Origin of the sequence: Woronichinia naegeliana WA131 (assembly GCA_025370055.1) — a bacterium.
In the GTDB taxonomy this organism is placed as follows: Bacteria; Cyanobacteriota; Cyanobacteriia; order Cyanobacteriales; family Microcystaceae; genus Woronichinia; species Woronichinia naegeliana.
This window is the reverse complement of sequence record CP073041.1, coordinates 4887572-4912987: the sequence shown is the minus strand read 5'-3', so window position 1 is coordinate 4912987 and position 25416 is coordinate 4887572. Positions and strand designations below refer to the sequence as shown.

Genomic DNA, 25416 nt, shown 5'->3' with positions numbered 1-25416 from the left:
CAAGCAGCCTTGGGTTTCGTTTCCATGCCTGCTTCTGTCGTCGATACTTCCGTAGGTTGACAGGTAAGATTCATAGGGGCCCGTTAGAGGTGGATGACTAGTGTGATTATTTTATATAGAATGAGTGGACTTAGGGGTAATCCTTTTTCTGGATCATCAATTTAAGGATGGTAGGATTTTTGAAGTCCCAGCGTTGTGTTCATTGATCACCTTTTTGGGACTAAGTAAGTGGGCTTAATTAATTGTTAGATAGTGGAACAGGCTAGAAGCCTGTGGACGGGCAGGATGCCCATCCCACGTTTTATATTTAATTGCAACCAGCTACTTAGTTCTTATCCGCGATCGCCTGGTCGGTTATTTAGAAGCCGAAAATCATCCCCCTATATTGTTTGGGATAACTTTTTTGATGTAAAAAATCATCTAGCACAATATTGAGCAATCTCCTAACAATGATTACTTATTTGACCCTCAAAAATTTTAAAAGTATTACAGAGCAGCGATACGAATTTTCGGAATTTGATCTACTGGTAGGTCGAAACAATAGTGGGAAAAGCACGATTTTACAAGCTTTAACTATTTGGCAATTCTGTATTGATGAATTTCGCCAAACCAACCGTCGTGGCAAAAATGGAACACAAATTGTTCTACCTAACTTTACGGCTCTACCTGTTCCTGAATTTAACCTCCTATGGCGGGAAAAAACCGATCGTCGCTATTCCTTAACACCAGAAGGAACCAAAAAACCAGAATATATTTTGATTGATATTGATGTTACTTGGATGACAGAAGAACCTAATCCTCAATGTCATACATTCGGCGTAAGATTGCGCTATAATTCACCACAAACAATCTATGCCATTCCTGCGGAAGGATGGGCGCGTTTTCGTCAACTAGAAGGAGATGAAAAAAATATTAATTCATGCTTGCCGATAATTGCCTATGTTCCTCCTTTTTCTGGCTTGGAACCTAGTGAAGAAAGACGTGATGATGGCCCCATTAGACAACAAATTGGCAAGGCTCAACCAGGCAGTGTACTTAGAAATTTATTATTGCGAGTTTGGGAAAATAATCGTGAGGATTGGCAAGAAATTCAACGAGTCCTTAAAAATTGGTTTAATGTTGATCTCAATGAACCTAGATATAATTCCAAACGCGATACTAAGATACAGTGCGAATATCGACAATTTGATAAATTATATGACATCATTGCAGGCGGAAGTGGGTTTCATCAGATTTTAACCCTATTGGCTTTTTTTTATGGCTATCGTCCTACGACTATTTTATTAGATGAACCAGATGCCCATCTTCATGTCAATTTACAAAGAGAAATTCTAGACTATTTCAAAAATAAGAGTTTAAGAAATAAGAAATCACAATTTTTAATTGCTACCCATGCAGAAGAATTTATTCAAGGTGTGGATATTAGGCAAGTAATCTCATTACTGGAAAAAATACCGAAGCGAGTTGAAGCAAAACCAGCAATTTTGAGTGCAATGGCAGAGGTTTCTAATCTAGAAATCACTCAGCTAACGGAATTAGAAACACCCCTGCTTGTTTATGTGGAAGGTGAAACTGATGAACGATTATTGCGATCATGGGCCTCGGTTTTAGGATATCAAGCAATCCTCAGTCAACTTTGTTTTCGGGTGATGCGTGGTGGTTCTAAAGATAAAATGAAGTCGGACAGCGATCGCCATTTTGAGGGAGTGAGACAAATTATTCCTAAAACCAAACGCTTAATTTTATTTGATTATGATAGTAGCGAAACGGCTTTTCATCCACCACCGAATAATCCTAGTCTTTATGAATGGCAACGCAAAAACATTGAAAATTATTTGTTAGTTCCCGATGCCTGGTTAAGAGCTTACTTGCAAAAAAGTGGAATCAGCAATTCCGAGCAGTCTATCAATCACCCAATTAAGCCAATCATTATGGATTTTTTTAGTAGTGAAAATTTGACTCTTCCTCCTCATCAATCCTGGCATGAAGTAAAAGCAAATATTTTTAAAGTGGTTGATGGCAAAAAACTGCTCTTTCAAGATAATAATGCTTTATTCCAACAGTTAAAGCAAGAGGCAGTTAAACTTGCCTTACCCTATCCAATTGAATTAACTCGTGAAACTGTTGCTAATAATATGACTTCCGATGAGATTCACGAAGATGTATATTGCTTTTTCAGAAAAATTGCAGCTTTAATAGAACCGTCGTCTTCCTGTCCAAATCTATGACCAGCCAACCAAAACAACCTATTTATAGTTTTCTAAGTATTGGCCAACGGGGAGTTGGGAAAACCGTCTTTTTGGCGGCCTGTTACCTAGAATCTCACCAGGATACGGAGCAGCAGCGTCTTCTCTGGTTTGACTGTGAAGATCGAGATGCCCGAAGAACCATTGATAATCTTTTAGTTTATGTAGCTAAAACTGGAGAATATCCCCCCGCCACCCTAAAAATCACCAATTTTGAGTTTCTACTGAAACAACGTAGCCAATGGGGGCATCAAACGTTAGGCCAAGTTCGTTGGTGGGATGTACCAGGAGAATCCTGCCATGTCCATAATCCAGCTTTCACTGCCATGTTGAACCATAGTGATGGTTGTTGCTTATTTTTGGACGCACCTTCTTTAGTACAAACGGCCGATGATCCCGCTTCTCTCACTAAATTGCTTCAGCCCCTCGAATCTGTCGTGGAATTAGTTGTTAATCAAGGCTTATCCTTACCCTTGGCGATCATTTTAACAAAATGCGATCAACTCCCTCCCCATCCCCTTTTCTGGCAACGGCTGAAAAAAGCCTTAAATCCTTTGGTTACACGTCTGCAAGAGTGGCAAGCCAATTATCAGCTATTTTATTCAGAAATTCCGATCACGGAAATAGATGGTGTTTCGACCTTGCAGCTTACCCGTGTAGGCACACCCATTTATTGGTTATTTTCTAATATTCATCGATCGCGTCAAGGCGAAATGGAAACTGTCGATCCCCAAATCCCCTACTATATTTCCACTCCTCTGCCCACTTGGTTCCATCGACTGCTAGGCGGAAAACTCACTAAAATAAACCCAATAAATATACCTCACCACGAAGTTTTTCTAATTATTCTTCTACTAATGGCATTATTTAGTCTAGGAGTTGCGGTCGTCTTACAACAAGACTTATTGCCTAAATCAGAGGGTCTTCAACAAAACTCTCTCCCTCGAAAATGACGGTTTACTAGGAAGATTTTTTTCGCTAAGGAGATACCTTGAACAAGTCTTTGATGATTTTTCCTGCTCTGAAGATTTTTCCCCCTAGCCAATAACCTAACCTCTGATTTTAGCCTCTGATTAACGAAAACTCTCGAATTGCATTAATGGCGACGGTAAAAATTTGTTGAGGTTTAATATCATCTTTAATCAGACTCCAAAGCCTTTGCACTTCCGCCGTATGTAGCCGTTCATCCTCCGTTAACGCTAAGAGTAGTTGACGACGTAGGTACAGACCTTCATCAGAAAAGAGATATTGAATGCCGAGTTGAGCGGTGGGCAAAATATCAAACTTCTCGTCGGAACGGGCTATCTCTAGCATATTTTCCAAACGTTGCCACTGGAAATGATCATCTTTAAACAAAACATTTAATAATTGACGACGCAATTGAGGTGATTCCCCTGTTAACAAACGACGGGCAACGTAAGGATAGGCCACTTCCACAATTTTAAAATTGGGATCTAGACTGAGGGCAGAACCTTCTTGAGTGACGAGAGAACGAATAATGAGTGCGAATTGGGCTGGAACCCGGAAAGGATAATCATACATTAACTCCGAGAATTCATCGGTAATGGTTTTGAAATTAAAATCCCTGACGCTTTGCCCCATGGCTGCCCCTAGAACTTTTTCCAGGGCGGGAACAATTTCTTGGATATTGGTCTCTGAGGTTAAAAATCCGAGTTCAACAAAATCATCAGCAAGGGCTTTATAGTCCTTATTAATTAATTGCACAATGGCACTGGCTAAAATTTCTTTTGTCTTGTTTTCCAGTTGATCCATCATGCCAAAATCAATATAGGCAATGCGTCCGTCTAGGGTGGCAAAAAGGTTGCCCGGATGGGGATCGGCATGGAAAAAGCCATATTCTAATAGTTGACGTAAGCCCGATGTAACACCAATTTTAACAATGACATTGGGATCAATTCCGGCTGCTCGAATCTTATCCGTATCAGTCAATTTAAAACCATTAATCCATTCCAAGGTTAAAACTTTAGTGTTGCTATATTGCCAATAGATGCCTGGAACCTTAACTTCTGGATCATTGTGAAAATTCTCAGCAAATTTTTCGGCATTGTGGCCTTCGTGAAGATAGTCAATTTCTTCAAATAACTTAATGCCAAATTCATCCACAATGAGCGTTAAATCATGACCCAAATTTAGGGGCAGAAACCCCGCAAAATTTTTGGCTCCCCAGCGCATTAAACAGAGATCTAAGGTTAGTAAGGGACGCAAGTTAGGACGCTGAACCTTAACCGCAACTTCTTCCCCTGTATAAAGAACGGCTCGATAAACTTGTCCTAAACTGGCGGCGGCGACGGGATGGGGAGAAATTTCTCGGAAAGCTTCATCAACACTTAAACCCAATTCTCGTTTAATAATGCTAAATGCTAATTCGTTATTAAATGGTGGTAATTGGTCTTGTAATTTGATTAATTCTTCTAAAAAATCGCGGCGAACCAGATCGGGACGAGTGGAAAGGGCTTGCCCAACTTTTATAAAGCTTGGCCCTAGACGAGTTAATAATTCCCGCAGTTCACTAGCTCGCTGTAGTTTATGGGTTTCAACCTGATTTCGCCATTGATCCCACTGAAGATGAAAGAAAAAAAGCAAAAAGGACAAAAGTACAACTAAGGTGCGCCAGATCAGTTGCCAAGGACGATAACGGTAATATTGGGCGATCGCCTCTGCATCATAGTGGGTCAGTTGTTCGATTGCTGAATCAGAGTCAGGAAAAAAAGAGGGCGAAGGATTCACAGGTTAATTAAAGGAAAATAAAGGAATTGTTAAATTAAGTATAAAAAAATACACTTTTCTTAATATTAGCACCAAGAAACAACTGCGAGTATAGGGGAAGCATCCCAAAAAGATCCAGGGTTTACATAAATATTTACATAGCAGAGCTAGTCATCCCAAGTTCTCACCACGGGATAAGCAGTCTATCTATAGCATTTATTGAATTTAGTCGATGATTCTACTCAAGTTGAGATCTTGTTTAAACCCTGGAATCTTTGGAAGCTAAAACGTCTGAAGTCTGTTGGGCTTCATTTTGAGCGATCGCCGGCTGAAACAGAAATTTGACTAACCAGCCCTGACCCAGATGAATTTCATTGGCTATCGTCCCAAAGTTAATTCTTCTTTCTTGCCTAAAATCCCCTGGGGTCGCCAAACCATTAAGATCATGAGAATTAAACCAATAATCATGACTCGGAAGGCTCCTGCTTGACTCTGATCAAAAGCATTTAATTGGGGCAGAATAAAACGAGTGAGAGAATCATAGGCCCAGAAAATAACCGCGCCTAAAATTGTTCCAGCGTTACTTCCGGCTCCTCCTAAAACGACAATAATCCAAGCTTGAAAGGTTAATAACGGCTCAAAATTGCTAGGATAAATGGTTGTTAACTGCCAAGCAAAAAAGGCTCCGGCTAGTCCAGCGATCGCGCCTCCCAACATAAAGGATTGCAGTTTATACCAAAAAACATTTTTGCCTAAAGCTCTAGGAATTTCTTCATCTTCTCGAATCGCTTTAAGTATGCGTCCCCAGGGAGAATGCACCAAAAATTCTAAGCCCGTATAAACTAAGGCCAGAACTAGAAGAGTCAACAACATTAAACCAGCTTTATAGCTATAGTTGTAAAGGGAAACGACTCCTGGCACATAGGCAAATACAATCAAAAAAGTGGCGATCGCCCCCCAAATAATCAGAGCTAATGGTTTACGAGGTTGATAACTTTTGCCTTGAATTTGCTGATTTTCTTTGAACTGTCTAGTAATACTGCGTAATAGAATCGCTTCCGCATAAATGGCTAAAATAGTTAAGCTGCCAATAAAGAGAAATTTAACGAAAATATTGGGTTCAAAGTCGAAGGGCAAGGGATAACGTTGAATGCCAAAAGCTCCTTTAGTTAACCATTCTTCATTCAGAGCCACTAAACGAATTAATTCTGAAACACCAATGGTAACGATGGCCAAATAATCTTCTCTTAATCTCAAAGTAGAAGTGCCAATTAATAACCCCAATAGGGAGGATAGAATCATACCCGCTAGAACAGCAAAGGGCATGAGAACACCATTAAGGGTCAGTAGGGCAGTGGCATAGGCTCCTAGGGTCATAAAGGCAACATGACCAAAGTTAATTAATCCGGTAAAACCCCATTGTAAATTTAATCCCAGCCCAAAAATGGCATAAACGGCGGTAGAAGTAACCAGAAAGATTAAATAACCACTACTTGATAAGAAATTATTCATTATTGTTAATTTATAGATAATTATTTTAAGTAATCGCGCATTTGGATTGCCTGATATTTTGTACCTAAATTTTCATAACAAGGGGCTTAAGCCCCTTGCCTAGATAAGTTTGAGATCAATAACCGTTTAAGCCCACTACCTAGATAGGTTTTAAAGAATTAACAGCTTAGAAAATTAAAATCTCATACCAAATCCGCTTGTAAAACACCGTTAATATTTTGTAGGGGTTTGGTTTTCAAATCCATAGAGTGTAAGGCTTAGAGACTAAGCCCCTACATGGAATAAAAAGGACTTTGAAAACAGAATTTGGTATCACACCGTTAAAATGTCCTTTTCCTTAGTTGCTAGTAGCTCATCAATTTTTTTGATCGAAGAATCCGTCACTTTTTGAATTTCATCTTGAAGATCTTTGGCTTCATCTTCAGAAATATCGTGACTTTTTTCCTGTTTACGCACTGCATCGATCGCTTCTCTACGAACATTACGAATAGCAACCTTACCTTCCTCTGCCAATTTCCCCGCCAGTTTAACGAGTTCTTTGCGGCGATCGGTGGTCAGGGATGGAATATTTAAACGAATAACTTGCCCGTCATTACTAGGAGTCAAGCCAATATCGGACAGGGAAATGGCCTTTTCGAGTTGGTTTAAACTACCTTTATCAAAGGGTTGAATGGTAATTGTACTTCCATCAGGAGTGCTAATCGTGGCCAAAGATTTTAAAGGCGTTTCTGCCCCGTAGTAATCCACCATTACCCGATCTAATAAAGAGGCATTGGCACGGCCAGTCCGTAGAGTATTGAAGGAACGTTGGGTCGCTTCAACACTTTTGGTCATATTTTCTTTAATCTCAGCTAACTTCACAGGAGCCTCCAACAATGGTTCCAACAGGTTCACCTTTAATGGCACGAACGATATTGCCTGGTACAGAGAGGTTAAATACCATAATAGGAATACTATTATCTTTGCATAAGGCGATCGCGGTACTATCCATCACCTTTAAATCCTTGGCCAAAACATGGGCATAGGTAAGGCTTTGATAACGACGGGCGTTGGGATGAAGAACGGGGTCAGCATCATATACGCCATCCACTTTGGTCGCTTTAAACACTACTTCCGCATCAATTTCGGCTGCCCGAAGGGCCGCAGTGGTATCGGTGGTAAAGAAGGGATTACCAGAACCGGCCCCAAAAATAACGACCCGACCTTTTTCAAGATGCCGGATCGCGCGTCGTCGGATATAGGGTTCTGCCACTTCCTGCATGGCGATCGCGGTCAGGACGCGGGTGGGAATATCAATTTGTTCTAGGGCATCCTGAAGAGTCATGGCATTCATGACGGTGGCAATCATGCCAATATAGTCTGCTGTTGCCCGATCCATGCCCGCAGCCGAGGCTTTGACTCCTCGAAAAATATTACCCCCGCCGACAACGATCGCCAACTGTACACCTTGCGCGACCACGTCGGCCACCTCTTGAGCAATATCAGCCACAATTTTGGGATCAATACCGTAACCCAAGTCGCCCATTAATGCTTCGCCACTTAGTTTCAGTAATACTCGCTGGTAAGTCATGCCCTGGGTCACTGTTCCTGTTGATCTAAACTAATCACCCCATACGATACCATTCTTAGGAAACCTGGGGTAGTGATTCAGAATTTTGGCTTAACTAAAAGCAAAGGTTGCCCCTAGGAGATTGACATTGACATCAGCGGCCACAAAACCCGACGTGGCACTGGTGGTTAATAGTAAGGTTCCAGTACCAAAGCCAGAGTTACCAGTTACTCCATCACCCACTTTAAACAGGGTACTCGTGCCAGAAACCTGGATATCAATAGCGTTTATGCCAGTGAATTTGAGCAGATCTCCACCGACTCCACGTACAAAGTTGTAAACGGTATCAACCCCATCACCACTGGTATAGTTAACGGTGTCTTTAACCGTATCACTGCCGACATAGAGAAGATCATTACCGCCTCCACCTGTGAGAATATCTGCACCGCCATAACCGTAAAGAACGTTAACACCTGTATTGCCAGTGAGATTATCGCTTGCAGTATTGGAGCCTTGGATATTTTCAATTTGGGAAAGGGTATCGGTTCCCCCTTCTCCATCATTCGCGGTTCCAGTGGCCAGGTTAGCTGTTACTGCTCCTGTGACGGTGTAATAGTAGGCAGTATCGGTTCCATTACCACCTGTTAAAAGATCATTGCCTGTCCCACCGATTAAGATATCATTGCCATCCCCACCATTGAGGGTGTCATTACCGCCATAGCCATAAAGCGTATTATTATTGGCATCCCCTGTGAGATTGTCTCCTGCGGTATTGGAGCCTTGGACATTCTCAATTTGGGAGAGGGTATCAGTTCCGCCTAAACCATCACTGGCGGTTCCCGTTATTAAATTGACTGTAACGCTGGCAGTGGAACTGTAATAGTAAGCAAAATCGTTGCCATTACCGCCAATCAAGCTATCATTGCCTGCACCGCCATTAAGGGTATCATTGCCATCACCACCATTTAGGGTGTTATTGGCCGTATTGCCTGTGAGAATGTTATTGGCAGCATTGCCTGTACCGTTAATGACGCTAGAACCTGTTAAGGTCAGGTTTTCGATGTTAGCTAGAGAGGTGATCGTATAGGTGACAGAAGATTGAATCGTGTCGGTTCCTTCGTTGGCATTTTCCGTAATGACATCGGTGGTGCTATCCACTTGGTAAATATCATTACCTAAACCTCCGATTAAGGTATCGACTCCTGTATTACCATTTAAGGTGTCATTGCCATCACCACCATTGAGAGTATTGTTGGCAGTATTGCCTGTAAGAATGTTGTTGGCAGTATTGCCCGTGCCGTTAATAACACTAGAACCCGTTAAGGTCAGGTTTTCGATGTTAGCTAGAGGAGCGATGGTAAAGGTGACAGAGGATTGAATGGTGTCGGTTCCTTCACTGGCATTTTCAGTAATGACATCAGTAGTGCTATCGACTTGGTAAATATCATTACCTAGTCCTCCAATCAGAGTATCAACTCCTGCACCCCCGTTGAGGATATCATTACCACCATAGCCATATAGTACATTGTTGCTGGTACTACCCGTGATATTATCCCCTGCGGTATTGGAGCCTTGAACATTCTCGATTTGAGAGAGGGTATCAGTTCCTCCTTCCCCATCGCTGGCTGTTCCTGTGCCAAGGTTAACTGCCACTACTCCTGTTGCTGAGTAATAGTAAGCATAATCGTTACCATTTCCACCAATCAGGCTATCATTGCCGGCTCCACCAATTAAGGTGTCATTACCATCGCCACCGTTGAGGATGTCATTGCCGCCATAACCATACAGTACATTATTGCCAGTACTACCAGTAATATTATCCCCTGCGATATTGGAGCCTTGAACATTCTCGATTTGAGAGAGGGTATCGGTTCCTCCTAAACCATCACTGGCAATTCCTGTTCCTAAGTTAACGGTGACACTTCCAGTTGAACTGTAATAGTAGGCATAATCGTTGCCATTACCACCAATCAAGCTATCATTACCTGCACCACCATTGAGGGTATCGTTGCCATCACCGCCATTAAGGGTATCGTTACCATCGCCGCCATTAAGGGTATTAATGGCACTGTTGCCGGCCAGAACATTGTTCCCTGTATTGCCTGTCCCATTGATGGCACTAGAACCGGTGAGAGTCAGGTTTTCAATATTAGCTAGAGAAGCGATGGTAAAGGTGACAGAGGATTGAATGGTGTCGGTTCCTTCACTGGCATTTTCAGTAATGACATCAGTAGTGCTATCGACTTGGTAAATATCATTACCTAGTCCTCCAATCAGAGTATCAAATCCTGCACCCCCGTTGAGGATATCATTACCACCATAGCCATATAGTACATTGTTGCTGGTACTACCCGTGATATTATCCCCTGCGGTATTGGAGCCTTGAACATTCTCGATTTGAGAGAGGGTATCAGTTCCTCCTTCCCCATCGCTGGCTGTTCCTGTGCCAAGGTTAACTGTCACTACTCCTGTTGCTGAGTAATAGTAAGCATAATCGTTACCATTTCCACCAATCAGGCTATCATTGCCGGCTCCACCAATTAAGGTGTCATTACCATCGCCACCGTTGAGGATGTCATTGCCGCCATAACCATACAGTACATTATTGCCAGTACTACCAGTAATATTATCCCCTGCGATATTGGAGCCTTGAACATTCTCGATTTGAGAGAGGGTATCGGTTCCTCCTAAACCATCACTGGCAATTCCTGTTCCTAAGTTAACGGTGACACTTCCAGTTGAACTGTAATAGTAGGCATAATCGTTGCCATTACCACCAATCAAGCTATCATTGCCTGCACCACCATTGAGGGTATCGTTGCCATCGCCGCCATTGAGGGTGTTATTGGCACTGTTGCCAGTTAGAACATTGTTTCCCGTATTGCCCGTACCATTAATAATACTAGAGCCGGTGAGAGTTAGATTTTCGACATTAGTGGGTAGGGTCGTGGTAGTCGAAGCGGAAAGAGTATCGCTAATGGTGGTTGTTACTGTCGCTGTTCCCCCTAAGATTGCATTGGTAGGACTCGTTAACTTAACCGTAAAGGTTTCATTGGCTTCATTAACAGAATCATTAAGAATGGGAATTGAAATCGTTTGACTGGTGACACCAGGGTTAAAGGTGAGGGTTCCCGTTGTTGCGGTATAGTCTGAGCCAGCTAAAGCGGTTCCATTGGCAGTGTTATACTGAACGGTAATGGTTTGAGTGCTACTGCCAGATAAGCTAACGGTATAACTCAGGTTTTGGGGACTGGTTAAGCCTTCGACAATGGTTTGACCATTAGGACTAAGATTAATACTGGGTAAATCATCATTGGTGATTGTACCTAGCCCTTGATTATCAGCGATTGTGGCGTTGGTCGCACCAGAGAGATTAACAAAGAAGGTTTCATTGGCTTCTACGGTGGTATCACCAGTAATTACAACGTTAATGGTTTTGCTGGTTTCGGTGGTAGCAAAAGTTAAGGTTCCGTTGGTGGAGGTGTAGTCACTACCTGCTGTTGCTGTGCCGTTAGTAGTTGCATAACTAACAGTGATGGAGTTGGTTGCTGTACCAGTGCGAGTAACAGTAAAAGTTGCGTTTTTTGTACCGCTATTGCCTTCACTGATAGTGATGTCATTAATCGCAAGAGTTGGGAGAATATTTTCAACAGGAGCGATGGTTACAGTTTGATCAGAGAATTTTAGTTTTTGGATACCGTACAAAGTGTCAATTCCGTCTCGATTACTAACGGAATCGGTAATACGAAATCCCCCAGAAATAGTCGTCCAGGAATATTGAGAACGAGTCCCAGAATAAATAGCAGTATCGTCATCTGCTCCACCATAGAGAGTATCGTTTGCATAACCTCCTCGTAAAAGGTCATTACCTTGTTCACCAAAGAGACGATCATTGCTATTGTTGCCGTTGAGAGTATCATTACCTAACCCACCAAATAAATCATCTCGATAATCTGTTCCTGTGATTATTGTACTAGCATTTAAGGTATTAAAATTAAAGTTGCTTGCCTGTAATTGATTAGCTCGAAAACCATTGACTTTAAGACGATAGAAGTAGTCACCATCATACAAGTTGTATTGAGTCGTTAATTGAGCAGTACCAAGCTCATCCTCCCCTAAAAGAACCAGAATAGTATTAAAGTCTCCTACCCCTAAACTGCTTACATCAATTTTATCTTGACCAGAAACAAAGTCTTCTATGATGTCAGTATTTTGGGTGTATCCAGAAGCACTAAAATACTCTAGAGCGAATAAGTCATTTCCTGCCCCACCATAGAGAGTATCGTTTGCATAACCTCCTCGTAAAAGGTCATTACCTTGTTCACCAAAGAGACGATCATTGCTATTGTTGCCGTTGAGAGTATCATTACCTAACCCACCAAATAAATCATCTCGATAATCTGTTCCTGTGATTATTGTACTAGCATTTAAGGTATTAAAATTAAAGTTGCTTGCCTGTAATTGATTAGCTCGAAAATCATTGACTTTAAGACGATAGAAGTAGTCACCATCATACAAGTTGTATTGAGTCGTTAATTGAGCAGTACCAAGCTCATCCTCCCCTAAAAGAACCAGAATAGTATTAAAGTCTCCTACCCCTAAACTGCTTACATCAATTTTATCTTGACCAGAAACAAAGTCTTCTATGATGTCAGTATTTTGGGTGTATCCAGAAGCACTAAAATACTCTAGAGCGAATAAGTCATTTCCTGCCCCACCATAGAGAGTATCGTTTGCATAACCTCCTCGTAAAAGGTCATTACCTTGTTCACCAAAGAGACGATCATTGCTATTGTTGCCGTTGAGAGTATCATTACCTAACCCACCAAATAAATCATCTCGATAATCTGTTCCTGTGATTATTGTACTAGCATTTAAGGTATTAAAATTAAAGTTGCTTGCCTGTAATTGATTAGCTCGAAAACCATTGACTTTAAGACGATAGAAGTAGTCACCATCATACAAGTTGTATTGAGTCGTTAATTGAGCAGTACCAAGCTCATCCTCCCCTAAAAGAACCAGAATAGTATTAAAGTCTCCTACCCCTAAACTGCTTACATCAATTTTATCTTGACCAGAAACAAAGTCTTCTATGATGTCAGTATTTTGGGTGTATCCAGAAGCACTAAAATACTCTAGAGCGAATAAGTCATTTCCTGCCCCACCATAGAGGGTATCGTTTGCATAACCTCCTCGTAAAAGGTCATTACCTTGTTCACCAAAGAGACGATCATTGCTATTGTTGCCGTTGAGAGTATCATTACCTAACCCACCAAATAAATCATCTCGATAATCTGTTCCTGTGATTATTGTACTAGCATTTAAGGTATTAAAATTAAAGTTGCTTGCCTGTAATTGATTAGCTCGAAAACCATTGACTTTAAGACGATAGAAGTAGTCACCATCATACAAGTTGTATTGAGTCGTTAATTGAGCAGTACCAAGCTCATCCTCCCCTAAAAGAACCAGAATAGTATTAAAGTCTCCTACCCCTAAACTGCTTACATCAATTTTATCTTGACCAGAAACAAAGTCTTCTATGATGTCAGTATTTTGGGTGTATCCAGAAGCACTAAAATACTCTAGAGCGAATAAGTCATTTCCTGCCCCACCATAGAGGGTATCGTTTGCATAACCTCCTCGTAAAAGGTCATTACCTTGTTCACCAAAGAGACGATCATTGCTATTGTTGCCGTTGAGAGTATCATTACCTAACCCACCAAATAAATCATCTCGATAATCTGTTCCTGTGATTATTGTACTAGCATTTAAGGTATTAAAATTAAAGTTGCTTGCCTGTAATTGATTAGCTCGAAAATCATTGACTTTAAGACGATAGAAGTAGTCACCATCATACAAGTTGTATTGAGTCGTTAATTGAGCAGTACCAAGCTCATCCTCCCCTAAAAGAACCAGAATAGTATTAAAGTCTCCTATCCCTAAACTGCTTACATCAATTTTATCTTGACCAGAAACAAAGTCTTCTATGATGTCAGTATTTTGGGTGTATCCAGAAGCACTAAAATACTCTAGAGCGAATAAGTCATTTCCTGCCCCACCATAGAGAGTATCGTTTGCATAACCTCCTTGTAAGAGGTCATTGCCTGCAACACCATTTAGCGTGTCATTACCCGCCAAGCCATAAATATTATCGTTCCCAGAAGTTCCTGTAAGATTGTCATCACCATCTGTTCCCGTAAAATCCTGCTTCTCTACCTGAATAACTTGCCCATTTACCGTAATAGTTCCATGATCATCCTCAGCCCTCAAAGTCTGTAAAGCCAAAACATCCAGACTCTCACCCGCAACCAAAGCTGCAAAAATCGCTCCCTCATCCCCCGCACTATCCACCGCATTAACCTGAGCATCCACAAAATGCCCATACTCCTCCAACAGCAAAGCCACTAAAGACAACTCACTTGCCGTACTCAAAAACTGCTCAGATACATAAATCGTATTATTGCTGCCATAGGCCCCATTAGCCGTTCCCAACACCTCATCACCCACCACCTCAATGGTGGGAAACAGACTAAAATCTCCCGCCAACCATTTCGACTGAAAGGTTAAAGCCATTGTGCGATCATAATTGGTTCCAAACGCCGTATCAAACAAACTCCAGAAATTTTCCAAACCCGCAAAGTTGCCAAGTTGGTCATAGGCAAGAGTCAAGGTAGAGTTAATGGTCATAGAAGTAATGAGCTAAGTGACTATATTGATTGAGAATGATCTAAAAACTTTAGAGCCGCGAAAAAGAGAATCTCTAACAACAGAAGTTATTCCAGCAATATTGAAATTAAATAGGATTCTGAGTGGGCTAACTTTCGATAGTCTATCAATAAATACAAAAAAAGCAACAATAAATACAAAAAAAGCAACCCCCTGTTCTAATGGTCAATTACTACAAAGCTAGTAGATATAAGGGTTAGGGCGAATGTTAAATTTTGTTACAAATGCTGATGAAGAATTTAAACGTCTCTCGGAAGCAAAATCAGCGATCGCCGATCAATGATTATCTCTCTTTTGTCAGTCTAAGCAGAGGAGAAGCAAAAGTCATCCCATAAATAAATAATTTGATCCCGATATTCATCAGCGAAGGAGATTTCAGCAACAAGCAATAATTCCCCTATATTTTCACCAATATTTAGCTGAGGATCAAGAATAAAAATACAGGGAATATGTCTATCTTGCTGAAGATAGTTTTTTAAGTAAACAGGCATTGAGCGTCTGTTATTAGTGACTAAAATAAAATCATATTCTTCACACCAGCCTAATACTTCAGGATCTTTAGTCCCTTTTTTGGGTGTTAGAGGTTCCCCAATAACTAAAATGACTAATTCAGGTCGCTTTAATCGTAGTTGAGTGGGATAGAGGGGATTTACATTTTCATCTATTAAATATTTAAGAGACAACGAGGATTTGGTTTCTATAAGCTAATTGCGCGATCGCGTCCCTAAATTTTAGCTCAATAAAGAACTTGGTCAGTTTGACAAATAAAAGCATCTAAGTCTTTTCAACCATTAGAAATGAGGCTGATACCCCTTAAACGAGGGATAACCGAAGAACTGGCCATGGATCGGGTATAGGGAATATTTAAAGCGGCGATCGCCTTTCTCCTTGACTCAGCAACGATGAGTTCCTCTAAAATGATAGTCTTAAGTTGCAACTCGAAGTTCTCCTATGGCTCCTCCCATCATCAAACGTTTTTGGATTTCCCTTAGCCAAAATGCCTGGCTAGGTTTGATGACGACCGCAGGCGTAATTGGGATTGCGGCGGTCATTGCCACCCAACCTCCTCCCATACCTCCCCGTCCGACTTTTAGCGTTGTTGGGCAATTATCACTCCGAACCCCTCCCCCCGCTTTTACCAGTACTGGAACTCAACTGCAACAGCAAGGGAAAGTCATTACGCGGGAAATGTTGCTTTCCTACAATATTTTAAAAAACACAGCCGATAAACTAAAGTTAACCTCTGACCAAATCTTGGTGATTCGGGATAAGCGACTGCTAATTACTTTTCCTAAAACGGAAGATAGTAGCAAAGAAGCGGTTTCAGATATGATTCAACTGGAATTAACCGATCCGGATTCAGCCGCAAAAGCCCAGTTAATTCTCAATACGCTTATGCAGGAGATGGTGAATTATAGTCGCTGGCTCAATACCTCCCAATTACGCAGTCGGATTGAAGCCTTAACGCAACGACTAAGCAAAGTACAAAAAGACTTAAGACTAGCGGAATCTCGCTTTTATCAATACATTAGCAAACAGGGAGCCGGTTTACTAGCGATTCAAGATGGCAGCCTGTTTACGGGAATTACCAGTAGTCAGCAACAACAACGGGATCTCAATCTCCAACTTCAGGAAATTGACGGTCAAATTAAGAATTTAGTCAAACAACTGGGACTAACGCCCGAACAGGCCTACACGGCAGTTGCCCTCAGTGCTGATCCGATTCTGGGCAACCTAAGAGCACGGATTCTGAATACAGAGCTAGAGTTAGAACGATTAAAATTAGATCTTCGTCCAGAGCATCCGACGCTAATCAAGCTAATGAAGGAGAAAAAGTCGAATGAGAAACTCCTCGAAGAACGGGCTAAGGAATTAATTGGCCGTCAAGGTCTGAAAGCGGCTCCGAATCAATTGGCCCAAATTCGCCAAGATAGTAGTTTAGATCCGCGTCGTCAACAGTTGGCTTCTCAATTATTGGTATTGCAAACGCAGCGCGCTGGTATAGTACAACAATTGCAGTCAGTAGTTAAGACGGAACAGGAATTACGGCAGCAATACGAAAAATTTCCTGATCAACAATTGACCCAGGCTCGTTTGGTACAGGCGGTGGAATTTCAACGGGTCGTTTATCAAAATATTTTGACAGCCCTGGCCGATGCTCAATCAGCGGAAGCGGAAACAACCGGAAGTTTAGCGATCGCCTTACCGGCAACGGTGCAACCTCTATCAGAACGTCAACGGCGTATTTATAGTCCCACTTGGATTCTGATCGGCGGCATTGTTTTGGGGATTCTGGCCGGCCTAGGGATCATCCTTTTGTTGGCCCTGTTAGATGATCGTCTCCATACCCCAGAGGAAATCCGTACAGCCCTAGCGGAGCGAGACGTGATGTTATTGGGTCAACTGCCTGTTCTCCCTAAACGCTTGCTCCACAATCAGGAAGTTCCCGCTTTAGTCAGCGAAGAGCTTGACTCTGTTTACCTTGCTTTTTATGAACGTCTGCGGAGTAATCTACGCTATCGGGTTTCCGATTCTCCCAGGGTGATTCTGGTGACCAGTGTGAGTGAACAGGAAGGAAAAAGTTTAACTGCCTATAATTTGGCGATCGCGGCGGCCAATGCCGATAAACGTACCCTCTTAATCGAAGCAGACTTAAGAACTACCTCTAAGGCTGACTGGCTAGAAATTGACGTGCCTATCGGTGTTCAGAAAGATCCTCTACAGTACTATGCTAATAGCAGTGAATCTATTTATCTGGTGCCTTCGATTCTGAATCTTTATATTTTGCCCAGTCCGGGGCCACTGCGACAACCGGTTGCCCTGTTGGAATCCAGTGAAATGCAGCTTTTATTAAAGGATATTCGAGGCCGTTTCGATTTCGTCATTATTGATACACCGCCCCTTTCCCATTGCAACGATGCGCTTTTGTTAGAACCGGCCAGCGATGGTTTGCTGATGGTGACTCGTCCTGGTTATACTCGTTCTAGCCTGTTCAGAGAGGCCATTGACCAATTTATTGAAGCTGAAATTCCCGTCCTAGGTGCAGTGATCAATGGCGTAGAGGATTTATTCGTTCTATCTCTGAATCATCTGCGAGAAGAATCAGCATTTAAAGCAGAGCAAAATTCAGAAGACCAGGCAACGATCACCGAGAAAATCGAAGTCTAGTGGTCTGTCAAGCTAAAGATTGTGAATTTGAGGGAAAATGGAGAGGCTATTCATTACCTCAACAGATATCGTAATAAGTAACCATGCTCAAGACCTATATTGTCCGATTAAGTCAAGAAGAACGTCAGACCCTAAAAGATTTGGTATCCATCGGCAAAGGAGCGGCTTACAAAATTAAGCACGCCAATATTCTGTTAAACATTGATGTGAATGGACAAGGATGGACGGATGAGGAAGCTGCCGCCGCCTTTAGTTGTCACCGTAACACAGTCGCCAATCTCAGGGAGCGATTGGTCAATGAAGGTGTGGAGTCAGCATTAAGCCGCAAGCCCCGCAAAACGCCGCCTCGTCAACCGATTATTGATGGAGAGGTAGAAGCAAAACTAATCGCCTTACGTTGTGGAGAACCGCCTGCTGGTCAAGCCCGTTGGACATTGAGGTTACTAGCCGACAAGGCGGTCGAGTTAGAAATTGGGTCGTGTTCTAAACCTGTGGAAAAGAGTAATAATAAATAAATGTAAATCTTAAAATTGGTGTGCCATGCTATTCAAAGCAATTGTTTGCCCAAGTTGTCAAAGTACGGATATTGTGAAACACGGCCCCTCTGGGGAGGGGAAAGAGCGTTACAGATGTCGTAATACAGAATGTAAGCGTTGCACATTTATCTTAAACTATACTTATAAAGGTTATTTGCCAGAAGTAAAGGAAAAGATTGCCGAAATGGCAATGAATGGTAGTGGCATAAGGGATACAGCCCGTGTGCTGAGGATTAGTCCATCAACAGTGATTAGTGAACTAAAAAAAAAGAGTCTAGTTTAGTATTCGTCAACGAAAAAAAACTAGCAGAACTGGAACCCAGTCAGAGTATTGTAACGCTCTGCCAATGGAATGACGTGGAAGCAGAACTCGACGAAATGTGGGGTTTTGTGAAGAGCAAAGATGGTTATGGCACGCTATTGATCATAAGACAGGTGAGATATTAGCTTATGTTTTGTCTGGTCACAAAGACGAAGCATTTCTAAGGCTAAAAGAGTTGTTAGAACCTTTTGGTATTACTCAATATTATACAGATGGATGGGGGGCTTACGAACGCCATATTGAGCCAGCATTGCATGAGGTGGGTAAGTATAATACTCAAAAAATCGAACGAAAGCACTTGACATTGAGAACTCGAATAAAGAGATTAGCGAGAAAAACGATTTGTTTCTCCAAATCTATTGTGATGCACGATATTGTCCTTGGATTATTTATCAATCGCTTTGAATTTGGATGTCTTATTTAGGGCTTGCTGAAAAAGTCAAAAAACGAAAGAAATGTGGGTTAGGGAAGTATGGACTGAAAAAGCATAGATAACTTATCCTTATGGAAACAAATCAAAATACAGATTTTGTTTAATCTATTGTTCCTTTCTGTCTAAAAAGGTCAACACAAATCACTCCTCACAAAAGAGAGGAAAATTAACACCATTTTTCACAAGAAAAACGACTCTACAACTTTTTACTTTTTGTCTTCTGAAGTAGAGTAGAAAGATTCATTACCAAAAAGTTCATCGCAATTACCGTTTCCGAGGTCTCAGGTAGTTTGGCCATCACTCGACCAAGACTAAATTTCCTCTTTCCCTGTCCGAATTTACCCTCAATGGCATTACGCACTCTTTCATCTGAGCGTGCCTCTTTCTTTTTTTCTTTGCTCACCTCTTTCGGCGGTCTTCCCAATCGGGGACCACTCATTCTTATATCCCTTTCTTTACAATAAGCTCGATTCGCTTTTGTTCGATAGATTTTATCCACATGAACCGATTCCGGATAACATCCTGTTTCCCTTTTATATTCTTCTATTCGCGCTTGTAAATCTCCCGATTCGTTGTAATTATCCCAACTTAATTTGTCTAAGAAGACAAAGCCATTCACATTACTTGCCGATATTTTAGCTCCAAACTCTACTGCTTTTCCCGCTTTTCCACGCACTATTGGACGCACGTGAGGTTGGCTTACACTCACAATTCTGTTTTCTACTTTATTTGTCTTTTTTTCATACATTTCTAACTGTTGCTCATACACTTTTCCTATCGTTACAAGCTCTTCTTGCTCTTTTTTCGTTAGTTTTTCTAACTTTGCTCCCTCTTCTATCATTTTTTCTATATGAGACAAGTTTCTTTTTATATATCCTAGTTGTTTTTTTGTTCCTTTTCTTCTTTCTTTTTTTGACACACGACGTTTTTTTGCTATGGCTAAGTACTCTTTTCTTGCCACTTCCCTATAAGTCCTCGGCTTTTCTTTCCTTTTCTCTTTTATTTCTTCATACAGCTTATCTATTATTTTTTCTGTTTTTTCTCTGGCATCATTCAATATTCCTATATCCGTTGGATATTTTATATCTGCTGGTGTACAAGTCGCATCTAACAATAACTTTCCTTCATTTTCTTTTTTTTCTGACGCTACACCCGTCGCTTTTTTTCTATTTCTTTATTAATTTTATTTAGGGCTTGCTGAAAAAAGCTGAAACCTTTACGGAGAAAAATAGTAGGCGAATTAAGAACCGCTAGAATGCACGAAAATAGGGTAGAATGCCTCAAAACCATTGCATTAAGAAGAGAGAAAGCAGATGTACCGAAAGCAACAGTACTCAATTGAAACACCAGAAAACTTGAAAAATCTGTTCGGCGGGCAGTTAGACGAAGAAAATCGTTGGATAGAAATGTCAAAAATGATTCCCTGGGAAGAATATGAGGAAGAATATGCAAAAAACTTCACAGAAAAAAAAGGAGCCCCAGCCAAATCATTTAGAATGGCATTAGGAGCATTAATTATCAAAGAAATTTCAGGAAAAAGTGACAGAGAAACAGTAGAACAAATAAAAGAGAACCCTTATTTACAGTACTTTATAGGAATGGAAAGCTATAGTAGCAAAGAAGCATTTAGTGCGTCAATGATGGTTCATTTTCGTAAAAAAATAGGAATGGAATTAATAAATAAAATTAATAAAGAAATAGAAAAAAAAGCGACGGGTGTAGCGTCAGAAAAAAAAGAAAATGAAGGAAAGTTATTGTTAGATGCGACTTGTACACCAGCAGATATAAAATATCCAACGGATATAGGAATATTGAATGATGCCAGAGAAAAAACAGAAAAAATAATAGATAAGCTGTATGAAGAAATAAAAGAGAAAAGGAAAGAAAAGCCGAGGACTTATAGGGAAGTGGCAAGAAAAGAGTACTTAGCCATAGCAAAAAAACGTCGTGTGTCAAAAAAAGAAAGAAGAAAAGGAACAAAAAAACAACTAGGATATATAAAAAGAAACTTGTCTCATATAGAAAAAATGATAGAAGAGGGAGCAAAGTTAGAAAAACTAACGAAAAAAGAGCAAGAAGAGCTTGTAACGATAGGAAAAGTGTATGAGCAACAGTTAGAAATGTATGAAAAAAAGACAAATAAAGTAGAAAACAGAATTGTGAGTGTAAGCCAACCTCACGTGCGTCCAATAGTGCGTGGAAAAGCGGGAAAAGCAGTAGAGTTTGGAGCTAAAATATCGGCAAGTAATGTGAATGGCTTTGTCTTCTTAGACAAATTAAGTTGGGATAATTACAACGAATCGGGAGATTTACAAGCGCGAATAGAAGAATATAAAAGGGAAACAGGATGTTATCCGGAATCGGTTCATGTGGATAAAATCTATCGAACAAAAGCGAATCGAGCTTATTGTAAAGAAAGGGATATAAGAATGAGTGGTCCCCGATTGGGAAGACCGCCGAAAGAGGTGAGCAAAGAAAAAAAGAAAGAGGCACGCTCAGATGAAAGAGTGCGTAATGCCATTGAGGGTAAATTCGGACAGGGAAAGAGGAAATTTAGTCTTGGTCGAGTGATGGCCAAACTACCTGAGACCTCGGAAACGGTAATTGCGATGAACTTTTTGGTAATGAATCTTTCTACTCTACTTCAGAAGACAAAAAGTAAAAAGTTGTAGAGTCGTTTTTCTTGTGAAAAATGGTGTTAATTTTCCTCTCTTTTGTGAGGAGTGATTTGTGTTGACCTTTTTAGACAGAAAGGAACAATAGATTAAACAAAATCTGTATTTTGATTTGTTTCCATAAGGATAAGTTATCTATGCTTTTTCAGTCCATACTTCCCTAACCCACATTTCTTTCGTTTTTTGACTTTTTCAGCAAGCCCTATTTATTAATTCCATTCCTATTTTTTTACGAAAATGAACCATCATTGACGCATTAAATGCTTCTTTGCTACTATAGCTTTCCATTCCTATAAAGTACTGTAAATAAGGGTTCTCTTTTATTTGTTCTACTGTTTCTCTGTCACTTTTTCCTGAAATTTCTTTGATAATTAATGCTCCTAATGCCATTCTAAATGATTTGGCTGGGGCTCCTTTTTTTTCTGTGAAGTTTTTTGCATATTCTTCCTCATATTCTTCCCAAAGAATCATTTTTGACATTTCTATCCAACGATTTTCTTCGTCTAACTGCCCGCCGAACAGATTTTTCAAGTTTTCTGGTGTTTCAATTGAGTACTGTTGCTTTCGGTACATCTGCTTTCTCTCTTCTTAATGCAATGGTTTTGAGGCATTCTACCCTATTTTCGTGCATTCTAGCGGTTCTTAATTCGCCTACTATTTTTCTCCGTAAAGGTCTCAGCTTTTTTCAGCAAGCCCTATTTAGATGTGCTTCCACAGATTCAGAACACTACCAGTTTGTCCTCACCCAATTGCCCAACGGACAAAGACTGATTCTGCTTTCTACTGACCTCTGTTTGACTGGACCTGAGATTATTGCCGTTTACGGTCTCCGATTTAAGATTGAAGTCACTTTTCGTCAATTAATCCATCTTTTGGGCGGCTTTGCCTATCGTTTTTGGCTTAAGGCTCTTCCTACTTTACCGACCTGGCCTAGCAATCTTATCCTCCCTGACTATCCCCAAACTGTTCAGACTCAGATTTTAAACAAAGTAGAAGCCTTTGAGCGTTTTGTTAATCTTCATGTCATTGTTCTCGGCTTACTTCAAATTCTTTCCTTAGAGTTACCCCAGGGGATTTGGGCTAATTTCCCTCGCTGGTTTCGGACTCTACCCTCCCATGGCTATCCTAGTGAACGCATTGCTCAACTAGCCATCCAACATCAAGCCCCAATGATTTTTCCTCAAAGTCCACCTAGTCTGCTTTTGCCTAAATTCCTTGCCGCTAAACTTGACCCTTTTCCAAGTCCTGATAGACTTACTTTGGCCGCATAGTCATTACCTTCTCTGCCATCCATAAACTTTCCACTGTCCAGTTGATGAAAGCGATGATTTAACTCACTGATTGCGTCTTCGGAAGATTGAAAAGAATACGATATTTCTCCCAATTCATCATATCTTCTTTGCCTGATTCTAGGAAGATCGTTCTCTATGAAGCGAAATGTATATTCAATAAACTTTAGAAGATAATCAAAAGGAGTATTTGAGTCAAGTAAAAAATACTGACATTGCGCAAAAGAATTATATCTCTCATTTCCAAAATAAAATTCCCCTACGTTTCTCGCTAGGAAATTGTGAATTTTATCCCAAACTAGGTTTTCTAAAGGAGGTAAGAACCGAGAAAAATCTGTAGGAGAATAAGAACCAATACAACTAATCCAGAGATGTATTACTTGTCGTCGAAACTCTATTGGCAGATGGTCATACTGATAAACTTCTGGTTTCCCACCACGCTCTGTGCGTTTCTTTAGCTTTGGCTTTGAATTGAATCCCATATTCGCTTCATCTCCAATTTAGTCGAGGGTAATGGCCTATTAAAATCATTCTAATTATCCTCTTCAAAATTAACCTCTTTTTGACTGCTTACCTGACTTTTCAACAACGGAAAAGCAATTACATCCCGAATACTGGGTGAATCGGTTAATAACATTACTAGGCGATCAATGCCAATCCCTAACCCCCCCGTCGGTGGCATTCCATATTCTAACGCCGTGAGAAAATCCTCATCTACTCCGTGAGCTTCTAAATCTCCTGCGTCTTTTTTAGCAGATTGTTCTTCTAAACGTTGACGTTGATCAATGGGATCAGTTAACTCGGAAAAACTATTGGCTAGTTCCCGACCGACTACAAACAATTCAAAACGTTCCACTAAACCAGGCTTAGAACGATGAGGTTTAGCTAAAGGCGAAATTTCCACAGGAAAATCGGTAATAAAAGTGGGTTGAATTAACGTCGCTTCTACGGTTTGTTCAAAGGCTTCATTTAATAATTTACCAATAGAAGGACAATCTTCGGGAACACCAATTCCCGCTTCTTCTGCCGCCGCTTTGGCTGTTTCTAAATCCGTAAACTGACTAAAATCTACCCCTGTTTGTAACCGTACTGCTTCGTGCATGGTGATCCGTTTCCAGGGCGTTGTTAAATCAATTTCTTGCTCTTGATAGGTGACTTTTAACGTTCCTAATGCTGTTTGAGCCGCAGTTGTGACTAATGCTTCTGTTAAGGCCATCATATCGAAATAATCGGCATAGGCTTGATATACTTCAATAGAAGTAAATTCGGGATTATGGCGAGTGGAAACCCCTTCATTGCGGAAAATTCGACCCAATTCAAACACTTTTTCAAAACCACCCACAACTAAGCGTTTTAAATGTAATTCTGTGGCAATACGGAGATAAAATTCCTGGTCTAGAGCGTTATGGTGGGTGACAAAAGGACGGGCTTCGGCTCCCCCTGGTTCGGATTGCAATACAGGAGTTTCAATTTCAATAAAACCCTGATCATCTAAATAACGACGAATGGAAGCCGTAATTTGGGCGCGACGACGAAAGGTTTGGCGGACTTCAGGATTAACAATCAGGTCAACGTAACGCTGACGATAACGCTTTTCTGTATCGGTTAGCCCATGCCATTTATCAGGTAAGGGTAAGAGAGATTTAGTTAATAATTGATAGGTTTTTACATAAACAGAAAGTTCCCCTTTTTCGGTGCGTTTGATGGTTCCTTGTACCCCTATAATGTCCCCTGTATCAGTTAATTTGGTTAGGTGGTTAAAAGGATTTTCTTCATCGGGCATTGTTTCCGTAATGCGTTTTTTTTCTAGATATAACTGAATTGTTCCGGTTTCATCCTGAAGATTAAAAAAGGCTAATTTCCCCATAATCCGACGGGCAATAATGCGACCGGCGATCGCCACATTCACCTCAACCTCTTCACCATTGCCTAAATCAGCATACTTTTCTTGAAGTTCAGCCGCCGTATTAGTCGATTCCCACTTATAAGCATAGGGATTAACGCCTAAATCCTTAAGTTGAGCGACTTTTTCAAGACGAGTAGCACGAATTTCTTCTAGACCGGAATGGGATTGAGGAGAATTAGAGGACATTTAGTTAATAATTGATAATGGATAGTTGATAATGGATAATTAACAATTGCGAAGCCTGTAGGGGCGCATTGCGTGCGTCCAGAAACTTATGCTCAGAAACTTGAGAAACTTGCGCCCAGGGACATTAATAATTGACAGTTA

16 protein-coding genes and 4 pseudogenes are annotated in these 25416 nt (G+C 40.9%); 8 read left to right on the top strand and 12 right to left on the bottom strand.

Annotated features, from left to right (window positions below; genetic code table 11):
* The first annotated feature begins 449 nt into the window (after positions 1-449).
* Together KA717_24550 and KA717_24545 are read left to right on the top strand one after the other, a co-directional pair.
* A complete protein-coding gene (locus KA717_24550) occupies positions 450-2228 on the top strand; it encodes an ATP-binding protein (GenBank protein UXE59101.1) in 1779 nt (592 codons plus the stop codon).
* Positions 2225-3199: a hypothetical protein gene (locus KA717_24545; GenBank protein ID UXE59100.1), complete on the top strand. Its 975-nt coding sequence runs from the start codon at positions 2225-2227 to the stop codon at positions 3197-3199. The genes KA717_24550 and KA717_24545 overlap by 4 nt, the downstream gene beginning before the upstream one ends.
* A 109-nt stretch (positions 3200-3308) precedes the next feature.
* On the opposite strand, the gene KA717_24540 is transcribed toward KA717_24545, so the two are convergent.
* The 8 genes and pseudogenes from KA717_24540 to KA717_24505 all read right to left on the bottom strand — a co-directional run bounded on the left by KA717_24540 (position 3309) and on the right by KA717_24505 (position 15697).
* A complete protein-coding gene (locus KA717_24540) occupies positions 3309-4994 on the bottom strand; it encodes an AarF/ABC1/UbiB kinase family protein (protein ID UXE59099.1) in 1686 nt (561 codons plus the stop codon).
* Positions 4995-5351: 357 nt separating this feature from the next.
* Positions 5352-6485: a branched-chain amino acid ABC transporter permease gene (locus KA717_24535; protein UXE59098.1), complete on the bottom strand. Its 1134-nt coding sequence runs from the start codon at positions 6483-6485 to the stop codon at positions 5352-5354.
* Positions 6486-6797: 312 nt separating this feature from the next.
* Positions 6798-7346 carry a ribosome recycling factor gene (gene frr / locus KA717_24530; GenBank protein UXE64772.1) on the bottom strand — a complete coding sequence of 183 codons (549 nt, stop codon included), beginning with the start codon at positions 7344-7346 and terminating at the stop codon, positions 6798-6800.
* Positions 7333-8055 carry a UMP kinase gene (gene pyrH, locus KA717_24525; protein ID UXE59097.1) on the bottom strand — a complete coding sequence of 241 codons (723 nt, stop codon included), beginning with the start codon at positions 8053-8055 and terminating at the stop codon, positions 7333-7335. The genes frr and pyrH overlap by 14 nt, the downstream gene beginning before the upstream one ends.
* Before the next feature lie 90 nt (positions 8056-8145).
* Entirely contained in the window at positions 8146-13893 is a 5748-nt protein-coding gene (locus KA717_24520) for a hypothetical protein (protein UXE64771.1), read from the bottom strand.
* Positions 13894-14076: 183 nt separating this feature from the next.
* Positions 14077-14193 (bottom strand): annotated as a pseudogene (locus tag KA717_24515) (hypothetical protein).
* An 869-nt stretch (positions 14194-15062) separates the two neighbouring features.
* Positions 15063-15443, bottom strand: coding sequence for a DUF5615 family PIN-like protein (locus KA717_24510; protein ID UXE59096.1), 381 nt, complete (start codon positions 15441-15443; stop codon positions 15063-15065).
* A 101-nt stretch (positions 15444-15544) separates the two neighbouring features.
* Positions 15545-15697: a hypothetical protein gene (locus tag KA717_24505; GenBank protein ID UXE59095.1), complete on the bottom strand. Its 153-nt coding sequence runs from the start codon at positions 15695-15697 to the stop codon at positions 15545-15547.
* Positions 15698-15711: 14 nt separating this feature from the next.
* Here KA717_24505 and KA717_24500 point away from each other — a divergent pair, with 14 nt between their 5' ends.
* The 4 genes from KA717_24500 to KA717_24485 all read left to right on the top strand — a co-directional run bounded on the left by KA717_24500 (position 15712) and on the right by KA717_24485 (position 19210).
* On the top strand, positions 15712-17928 hold the full coding sequence (locus KA717_24500; GenBank protein UXE59094.1) for an AAA family ATPase: 2217 nt from the start codon (positions 15712-15714) through the stop codon (positions 17926-17928).
* 83 nt (positions 17929-18011) lie between these two features.
* Entirely contained in the window at positions 18012-18443 is a 432-nt protein-coding gene (locus KA717_24495) for a helix-turn-helix domain-containing protein (GenBank protein ID UXE59093.1), read from the top strand.
* A gap of 175 nt (positions 18444-18618) precedes the next feature.
* Positions 18619-18747, top strand: a complete 129-nt coding sequence (locus tag KA717_24490) for an IS1-like element transposase (protein UXE59092.1) — start codon at positions 18619-18621, stop codon at positions 18745-18747.
* Between the two features lie 97 nt (positions 18748-18844).
* The gene (locus KA717_24485; GenBank protein UXE59091.1) at positions 18845-19210 is read left to right on the top strand and encodes an IS1 family transposase; all 366 of its coding nucleotides are present in this window, start codon (positions 18845-18847) and stop codon (positions 19208-19210) included.
* Between the two features lie 226 nt (positions 19211-19436).
* Here KA717_24485 and KA717_24480 read toward each other — a convergent pair.
* Positions 19437-20360: pseudogene (locus KA717_24480) on the bottom strand (IS5 family transposase).
* Positions 20361-20532: 172 nt separating this feature from the next.
* Here KA717_24480 and KA717_24475 point away from each other — a divergent pair.
* Positions 20533-21870 (top strand): annotated as a pseudogene (locus KA717_24475) (IS5 family transposase).
* Between the two features lie 225 nt (positions 21871-22095).
* On the opposite strand, the pseudogene KA717_24470 reads toward KA717_24475, so the two are convergent.
* A pseudogene (locus KA717_24470) lies at positions 22096-22467 on the bottom strand (transposase).
* 176 nt (positions 22468-22643) lie between these two features.
* Between KA717_24470 and KA717_24465 the strand changes: the two are divergent.
* A complete protein-coding gene (locus tag KA717_24465; GenBank protein UXE59090.1) occupies positions 22644-23165 on the top strand; it encodes a hypothetical protein in 522 nt (173 codons plus the stop codon).
* Here the strand turns inward: KA717_24465 and KA717_24460 are convergent.
* Both KA717_24460 and lysS read right to left on the bottom strand, forming a co-directional pair.
* Positions 23075-23665 (bottom strand): hypothetical protein, encoded by a 591-nt coding sequence (locus tag KA717_24460; protein UXE59089.1) that lies wholly within the window; start codon positions 23663-23665, stop codon positions 23075-23077. The genes KA717_24465 and KA717_24460 overlap by 91 nt on opposite strands.
* Positions 23666-23715: 50 nt before the next feature.
* Positions 23716-25275 carry a lysine--tRNA ligase gene (gene lysS / locus KA717_24455; GenBank protein ID UXE59088.1) on the bottom strand — a complete coding sequence of 520 codons (1560 nt, stop codon included), beginning with the start codon at positions 25273-25275 and terminating at the stop codon, positions 23716-23718.
* Between the last annotated feature and the right edge of the window lie 141 nt (positions 25276-25416).

Excerpts from the sequence above, each read along its gene's own strand:
- KA717_24535 (UXE59098.1), bottom strand. The coding sequence starts at position 6,485 with ATGAATAATTTCTTATCAAGTAGTGGTTATTTAATCTTTCTGGTTACT.
- pyrH (UXE59097.1), bottom strand. The coding sequence starts at position 8,055 with ATGACTTACCAGCGAGTATTACTGAAACTAAGTGGCGAAGCATTAATG.
- KA717_24460 (UXE59089.1), bottom strand. The coding sequence starts at position 23,665 with ATGGGATTCAATTCAAAGCCAAAGCTAAAGAAACGCACAGAGCGTGGT.
- KA717_24495 (UXE59093.1), top strand. The coding sequence starts at position 18,012 with ATGCTCAAGACCTATATTGTCCGATTAAGTCAAGAAGAACGTCAGACC.
- KA717_24545 (UXE59100.1), top strand. The coding sequence starts at position 2,225 with ATGACCAGCCAACCAAAACAACCTATTTATAGTTTTCTAAGTATTGGC.
- KA717_24550 (UXE59101.1), top strand. The coding sequence starts at position 450 with ATGATTACTTATTTGACCCTCAAAAATTTTAAAAGTATTACAGAGCAG.
- KA717_24500 (UXE59094.1), top strand. The coding sequence starts at position 15,712 with ATGGCTCCTCCCATCATCAAACGTTTTTGGATTTCCCTTAGCCAAAAT.
- lysS (UXE59088.1), bottom strand. The coding sequence starts at position 25,275 with ATGTCCTCTAATTCTCCTCAATCCCATTCCGGTCTAGAAGAAATTCGT.